This window comes from Chromatiaceae bacterium (assembly GCA_016714645.1).
Lineage (GTDB): Bacteria > Pseudomonadota > Gammaproteobacteria > Chromatiales > Chromatiaceae > M0108.
The window spans coordinates 1-6,664 of sequence record JADKCI010000008.1 but is presented as its reverse complement, the minus strand read 5'-3'; the positions used below and the strand labels follow the sequence as shown (position 1 = coordinate 6,664).

The 6,664-nt window shown below is 50.2% G+C and carries 6 protein-coding genes and 2 pseudogenes; 6 read left to right on the top strand and 2 right to left on the bottom strand.

What is annotated here, in order from left to right:
• Nucleotides 1-200 precede the first annotated feature (200 nt).
• Nucleotides 201-1,689 (bottom strand): annotated as a pseudogene (locus IPN92_20805) (IS91 family transposase).
• 411 nt (nt 1,690-2,100) lie between these two features.
• On the opposite strand from IPN92_20805, the pseudogene IPN92_20800 reads away from it, so the two are divergent.
• From IPN92_20800 to IPN92_20780, 5 genes and pseudogenes are all read left to right on the top strand, one after another.
• Nucleotides 2,101-2,400, top strand: a pseudogene (locus tag IPN92_20800) (transposase).
• A 100-nt stretch (nt 2,401-2,500) separates the two neighbouring features.
• Entirely contained in the window at nt 2,501-3,010 is a 510-nt protein-coding gene (locus IPN92_20795) for a transposase (GenBank protein MBK8640589.1), read from the top strand.
• Nucleotides 3,011-3,581: 571 nt separating this feature from the next.
• A complete protein-coding gene (locus IPN92_20790) occupies nt 3,582-4,664 on the top strand; it encodes a PD40 domain-containing protein (GenBank protein MBK8640588.1) in 1,083 nt (360 codons plus the stop codon).
• Nucleotides 4,665-4,733: 69 nt separating this feature from the next.
• Nucleotides 4,734-5,165, top strand: a complete 432-nt coding sequence (locus IPN92_20785; protein ID MBK8640587.1) for an Rpn family recombination-promoting nuclease/putative transposase — start codon at nt 4,734-4,736, stop codon at nt 5,163-5,165.
• Between the two features lie 126 nt (nt 5,166-5,291).
• A complete protein-coding gene (locus IPN92_20780; GenBank protein ID MBK8640586.1) occupies nt 5,292-5,552 on the top strand; it encodes a hypothetical protein in 261 nt (86 codons plus the stop codon).
• A 7-nt stretch (nt 5,553-5,559) separates the two neighbouring features.
• Here the strand turns inward: IPN92_20780 and IPN92_20775 are convergent, their stop codons facing one another.
• Entirely contained in the window at nt 5,560-5,808 is a 249-nt protein-coding gene (locus tag IPN92_20775; protein MBK8640585.1) for a hypothetical protein, read from the bottom strand.
• 227 nt (nt 5,809-6,035) lie between these two features.
• On the opposite strand from IPN92_20775, the gene IPN92_20770 reads away from it, so the two are divergent.
• Nucleotides 6,036-6,557, top strand: coding sequence for a S26 family signal peptidase (locus IPN92_20770; GenBank protein ID MBK8640584.1), 522 nt, complete (start codon nt 6,036-6,038; stop codon nt 6,555-6,557).
• Nucleotides 6,558-6,664 lie beyond the last annotated feature (107 nt).

Below are 6,664 nucleotides of genomic sequence, written 5' to 3'. Positions count from 1 at the left end.
ATAAATAGCTTGTTCAAGCCAGCATGCCATTCAAGAAAGGAAGAGGTGCCCTGTTTTCCTGTCTGAAGTGACCGGATACTCGTTACTTCGCCTTGGATTTCCGTAGCAATTGAGCGTTTTTCAATCGACTCAAAGGAAGATTTAGTCACTGAGGTATGCGATGCTCTGCCGTGTTATCAGCATGAGCGGATGAGTGAGTGTCAGAAGTTATTGAATTGACCCAATTGGAAGGGTGGCGCTCTGGCTTCGACTGGGTTGGTTATCGGCGATGGCTCCTGCGAGGCTAAATGCGCCAGTATCTTTTCGATTACGGTAGGGTCTTCGATGCTTGAGACCACCTTGACATGCCCGCCGCAACGTTCGCATTGTTCAATATCTATATTGAATACGCGTTTCAGACGCTGCATCCATGTCATCGCCGCGCGCCTTTCGGTAACGGTTTTCTCTTCCAGAGGTTCCTTCCTGGTGGATTTGCAGCCCTTACCACGCTTTCCGGGAGTTACCAGGGCGCGATATTTGCTGTTGGGCGAATACACCGTGAAAACGCGTCAGGTTCACACGTGGTTTTGGGATCAATGCGGCAAGTCGGGCAATGAAATCCAAAGGATCAAAAAATACATGTGTCGTGCCATCGCGATACGGTGTTTTTAGTTCGTAGCGCACTTTTCCGTTGGAGGTTAGCGCTAACCGCTTTTCCGAAACGGCCGGCCTGGATATGTAGCGACACAGTCGTTCCAGAGTGTCACGCTGGTGGGGTTCGGCCATCACCCCGGCATGCAGGGAAAAGCCAGCTTGTTTAGCCACCCTGTCTGATTCCCTGGGCATATCCGACATCGGCGGTAGGCTTTGCAAGGTGAGAACCTTACGCCCTTGGTGCGGGCCCATGGCAATCCGGTAGGCAATAGAGTGTCCTTGCAACTGGCTGAGGGCATCATCCTCGGTCGAATCGAGCAGCAGATAGGTGTTTTCAGCATCTCGTTGCAGCCAGCCCATTTTCTCCAGAAATCGAGCGACGCGATGACTGAGTTGATGCACCAATGTATTGAGCTCACCAATGGTAGGCGCCTTGACACGGTGAAAGCGCATGACACCATGTTTATCCACGGCGTAAACGCCATCCAGAAACAGTATGTGGAAATGAATGTTGAGGTTCAACGCTGAGCCAAAGCGTTGTATCAGGGTAACCGCACCAGTATGAGCAGTGCGGTTCTTGAACCCGGCCTTCTTGATCAAGTGGGTTGCCAGTGTGCGATAGACTATCTTCAGAACCTTGCCCATTATGGCAGGCTGCTGGGCCAGCAAGAAGCGCAGCTGATAGGGTAAACTTAGCACCCATTGTCGCATAGGCTCTTCGGGCAACACCTCCTCGACGAGTAATGCTGCACTTTCTGCCATGCGCCGGGCACCGCAACTGGGGCAGAATCCCCTCCTTTTGCAACTGAAGGCCACTAACCTTTCATGCTTGCAGCCTTCGCAGCGAACACGCAAGAACCCATGCTCCAGGCGACCGCATGTGAGGAAATCTTCAAACTCCCGCTGGATATAGCCAGGCAAGGTTTGCCCCTGTGCTTCGAGTTGGGCGCGAAACACTGGGTAGTGGGTGTCCACGAGTTGATAGAGCAACGTTTGCTCTGGCCGTCGACGCTCGTAAGGCGTCAAAGCAGGTGTGGCCATCCTGGCCAGCGACATGATTCAATCCTTGATACTGTATGCATGAACAGTATACAGATTGATCAGGTGTTATGGGAGTGTCCTAGGGTAGAAAGGGCTTAGCGTCGGTATCCCCGAAAATTCAGACAGAGATGCCGGTGAAAGAATTCACCAAGACTGTCAATTGTCTTGTGACAGGTAAGATCCGCCCGCGAATTGCTTTGTATCGTCCACAACGAGATCGGCGGGATGTCCGCTATGCGTGCTTTGGTAACGCTATCGGGATGGCCACGCTTATGACCGGTTTGTCGCCAGACTGTGTGAAAACTATGGTCTATTTTTTGTCGTGAAAAACTGATTTATCTGACCAATTAATCCGATAAATAATATTCCAGGCATGAGAATTTTGGTAAAATATCAACAGTTTAAAATCCAACACTGTGAACTGTCATGTCCCACCATATTCCAGGTAATAGTCGTTCTCAAGCCACATTTTTCCCAGAAGTTCTAGATGACTTCGTCAGTGCAGATAACCCTGTCAGAGTTATTGATGTATTTGTTAATGAACTCGACCTGAAAGCGCTAGGCTTTCTCGGTGTCGTGCCGAAGGATACTGGCAGACCTAATTATCATCCCGCCATGCTGCTTAAGTTATATCTGTACGGTTACCTGAATCACATTCAATCCTCACGTCGATTAGAGCGGGAGGCGAACCGTAATATTGAACTGATGTGGTTAACCGAGCGACTTGCGGCGGCTTCACCGGCACCGCCGATTCACCGGTGCTGGGCGTGCACGAAGGCCGCTCCATCTACCTGCTCTACAACGGCATGTGGATCCGGACGCCGTGGTGCCGCTGCGTCTGATCAAGGTCATTCTGGACAGCGGCGAGATTGAAGTGCTGGCCACGTCACTGCTGGACGGGGAGCGCTATCCGGCTACCCTGTTCAAGGCACTTTACCACCTGCGCTGGGGTGTGGAAACCGACTATCGCCAACTCAAACAGTCGCATGAACTGCAGAACTTCAGCGGGCGCACGCCGCAGGCAGTACAGCAGGATTTTTATTCACAGGTACTGCTGAATAACCTGGCCTCCCTCTTCTGCGCCAGCGCCCAGGCCACCGTGGATCAACGGCACGCCGGCAGCAAGCACCCGTGGAAGGTCAACTACACCCAGGCCCTGTCACGTCTGAAGAACACCCTGGTAGTCCTGCTGATCAACCCGCTGCAGGATTCGCTATGCACCTTGCTGCAGAAACTGGCACGCAGCACCGTGGCGATCCGCCCGGGACGTTCGTTTCCGCGCAAGCATCGCCGTCCGGGTACGCGCGGCTGTGAAGGTTACAAGCGCACGATGTAACGCACCAACAGATCGGCAACCCATTATCCGCAAACAGACTCCATCGGGTGGTCGGCTCGCACTCGCCTGTAATCCGGTGAGGTCGCCTGAAAATTTCTGTACAGTGCAAAAAACCGAAGGCAGTCTTGCGTCATTGCTGGCTTGAATGGCTGAAATCCGTCACCCATCATTGCCAATACATAATTGCGTTAGGACAGACTTCCTGACTAGCTGCTTAAGTTGCTGACATTGGTGTTGAGGGTCCATTGGGTTACAGCGAGCAGACAGGCTGTAACGAGTAGTGTGCGCTGACCAAGCCTCGAAAAGGGTAATGTGGAAGCCGTCCTGCCTGAAATTCGGGGAAATCCGCCGCTGTTGGGGAAGACGAACGATACGTGCAGCTAACAGTTCTACCGCTTGCCGGAGGTTCACTGTGAGAACTTCAATATTAAGAGCAAGCGTCAACACGCCCTAGGGTAAACCCTAGTGTTATTCATTTTGAACTCCAGTTAGAATGAAAAGAATTTGGCTTTTGTTCCCTGATGGGCATTTGCCTTCATGCAAACATCGCAGATGGTAAAAGGAATTAAAGATGTATACAGGTAAGTGGGTCTGGCGTTTAATTGCGGTAACAGTAATTGCTTCGAGTGCGGCTTGTGGAGGGGGCGGTTCCGGCGGAGCAGCTCCGGGTACCGGTGAAATTAATGGGGACTTGCCCAATATGGGTTTACAAGGGACCTTGTATTACTTCGGGACTAGTGGTTTTGAAAGCATAGACCTGACCAATCCCGTCATAAAAAATATGGGGGTCGGACGCCCTCCTCTATTGGCTTTATCTACATCGAATGATGGTACGGAACACACGCTGAATATCCGAACAGACCAGGTTTTTTTTGAAAAAATTGTTATTATGGATAACCATGAAAAGGTGATTAGCAGTTTCTCAATAGAGTCTTATGCGACTGGTTTAGCTCAGCAATCTCCCGATAAGCAATTCATAGCGGCTGGAGTGGAACCGTATGGTTTCTACAACATTCCATACGGTCGGGCAAGAGAGCTGAGGATCTATGATCGAAGCGGTACGATACTGCGCGATATTGAGGATGACGAAGAAAACAACTGGATTCATAGCAGTTGGGCATGGACTCAGGATGGGAGGTTGCTCATTAGTTTTTCCAAACGGGGCCTTTATATCCTGGATGATGTTTTGGGAAGTCAGCCACGATTGCTGAAGAGCTTCATGCGGAGCTCTGATAGTATTACGACGCCTCTCTATATGACGGTTAGTCCGGACAATACGAAGGTTGCATTCACTTTGTATGACGATCGCCAATTGTATGTCATGAATCTAGACGGCACTGGTCTTGTACAAATTACGAAATCAGACATTACAGTTATTACTGGGGGTATCGCCTGGTCACCAGATGGTCAGTTTTTGGCCGTGACAGCTGCATCATTCCCCGCCAATATCTGTTTGGGGAGAGATACACTTTTAATTCGTTCAGTGGCCAAAAATGCTGAATTACCTGATCTATGGGGCCATACTAATCCCGAATACACTTGGGATTCGCCTTATAATTTTCAAAGCGATGATGTGTTTCAATTAGAATACGTTAGCGATAGTGGATATCTTATTCACGGTTTATGTGTGCACGAAAATTTGAGTTGGAGATAGTATAATTTAGGAGAAGGAAGACAGCTGAAGAGGCCGCGTCATTGAAACACCGCATCAACCCCCAGATCGATTGTCAAGGCCATTCTCGGTGCTGAAAACAATAAACCCCTACTGATCAGTTTTCTCAACAGCGTGATTAAACCCGACTCCCCGATAACGGTGGTGGATATCCTCAATCCCTACAACGAAAAGGAATTTATCGGGGATAAACTCTCGATTGTTGATATCAAAGCGCAAGACGATCAACAAAGACTCTTCCAGATTGAAATCCAGATGGCGATATTCCCGCATCTGCCTGCCAGGATGCTTTATACCTGGAGTGATATCTATGCGGCGCAATTACAGGACGGTGAGCAGTATACTGATCTGCATCCGGTCATTTCCATCTGGCTATTGGCCGACAACCTGTTCCCGTCAACTACCGTAGCCCATCACCATTTTCAAATGGCGGATCTGGCACAGCAGAAAATTTTAAATGACCATTGCAGCCTGCATATCTGAGAATTGGACAAATGTCAGACAGCCACCATCGCAAGCATGGAAGATCGATGGATGCTTTTTTTCAGGGAAGCCAAAAACTGGTCGGAACTGCCTGCCCAATTGAATACACCGGAACTGAGACAAGCCATGGCCACACTACAACGATTCTCTGAAAAAGAACAAGCCTACCACCTCTATCAGGCACGGGAAAATGCGATTCGGGAAGAAAAAACCCAGCAGGCTTTGCTTGAAGAGGCCTTGGCGAAACATGCGGAAGCTGTGAGGAAACAGGGAGAAGAGCGCATAGCCAAGGAAGAAGAGCGCAAAGCCAAAGAGATGGCTCTCCTTGAGCAGGAGCGACTACGGGCGCTGCTTAAAAAAGCTGGAATTGACCCCGACGCCGGATAGTCCACTTTCACCTTTGCGGGTGACATTTTAAAACGCACTGGTGTGTCTGCTTCATGGCCCGGCCGGCGAACAGGCTCTGCACCACTTTCTGTTTGACCATATCATTCAGCAGGATCTGTTCGGATTGCGCAAACGTGCGCGTGATCATGCGCGCGACATCCTCCTCTGAAACGGCTTCCCCGTTAACCGTCACGATCACGGGCGAACGCTCGGAGGCTGGCACGCAAAGCCAAAAACCATTTTCGATTAATGGCACCGTTACCGCTAAACTCGTAGACAGACCGCTAGCCGACCCTAAAATGAATCTACTCACTCGCTCCTCTGCTGTCCTACTCTCTACCCTGGTGCCAGGCGCCGGACTCATGTTGATCGGCCGATGGCAACTGGCCTGCGCCGTGCAGATCTGTTTGCTCGCAGCTACCGGCCTTCCTGTGTGGGTCACGTGAGGTTTTCGAACCCTTGGGTATCCGGCTTTTTCTGGGGATGACAGCGATCCTCTACCTTCTCAGTCTCGGACTGTGCTTCACCAGCCCACTATCTCTCGCTAAACGACGTTTTGCACAAGTCACTTACACGGCGGGCTTTATGTTGGTTAGTCTGGTAATTTTCTCGTGCGGTTTTATCTACAAACATCACTGGTTGGGCATTCATATTTACTTCGTGCCAAGTATGTCAATGTACCCTACGTTAAAACCTGGCCATTTTATCTTGTTGGATACCTGGGTCTATCGAGACGTGGCTCCGCAGCTGAATGACGTGGTGGTTTTCCAACACGATGGTGAAGGTCAGTGGCTGGTGAAGCGACTATCAAACTGGCCGGATGGCGAGCTGCAACACCATGACTTGTTCTATATGTTAGGGGACAACCGCCGTGTTAGCCTTGACAGCCGCAGTTTTGGCGGAATAGCGGAACAGCAGCTGGTCGGCAAAGTACGGCTGGTGCTATTGGGAATAGATCAGAAACACCAACTTGTAGTGGATAGCTTGTTAAAGCCCGTCCAATAAGTTAATCCTCCCAAGGATTTTCGGGAAGAATTTCGCCAGCTTTAACCTGTTGCCACATGTTTTTAATATCTTGGATAAACGGGCGCTCGTCCAGGATTTTGCGCATT

What these genes read in the sequence shown, in the direction of transcription:
- IPN92_20790 (MBK8640588.1), top strand. Translation starts at nt 3,582, where the DNA reads ATGTATACAGGTAAGTGGGTCTGGCGTTTAATTGCGGTAACAGTAATT.
- IPN92_20780 (MBK8640586.1), top strand. Translation starts at nt 5,292, where the DNA reads ATGGCCACACTACAACGATTCTCTGAAAAAGAACAAGCCTACCACCTC.
- IPN92_20770 (MBK8640584.1), top strand. Translation starts at nt 6,036, where the DNA reads ATGACAGCGATCCTCTACCTTCTCAGTCTCGGACTGTGCTTCACCAGC.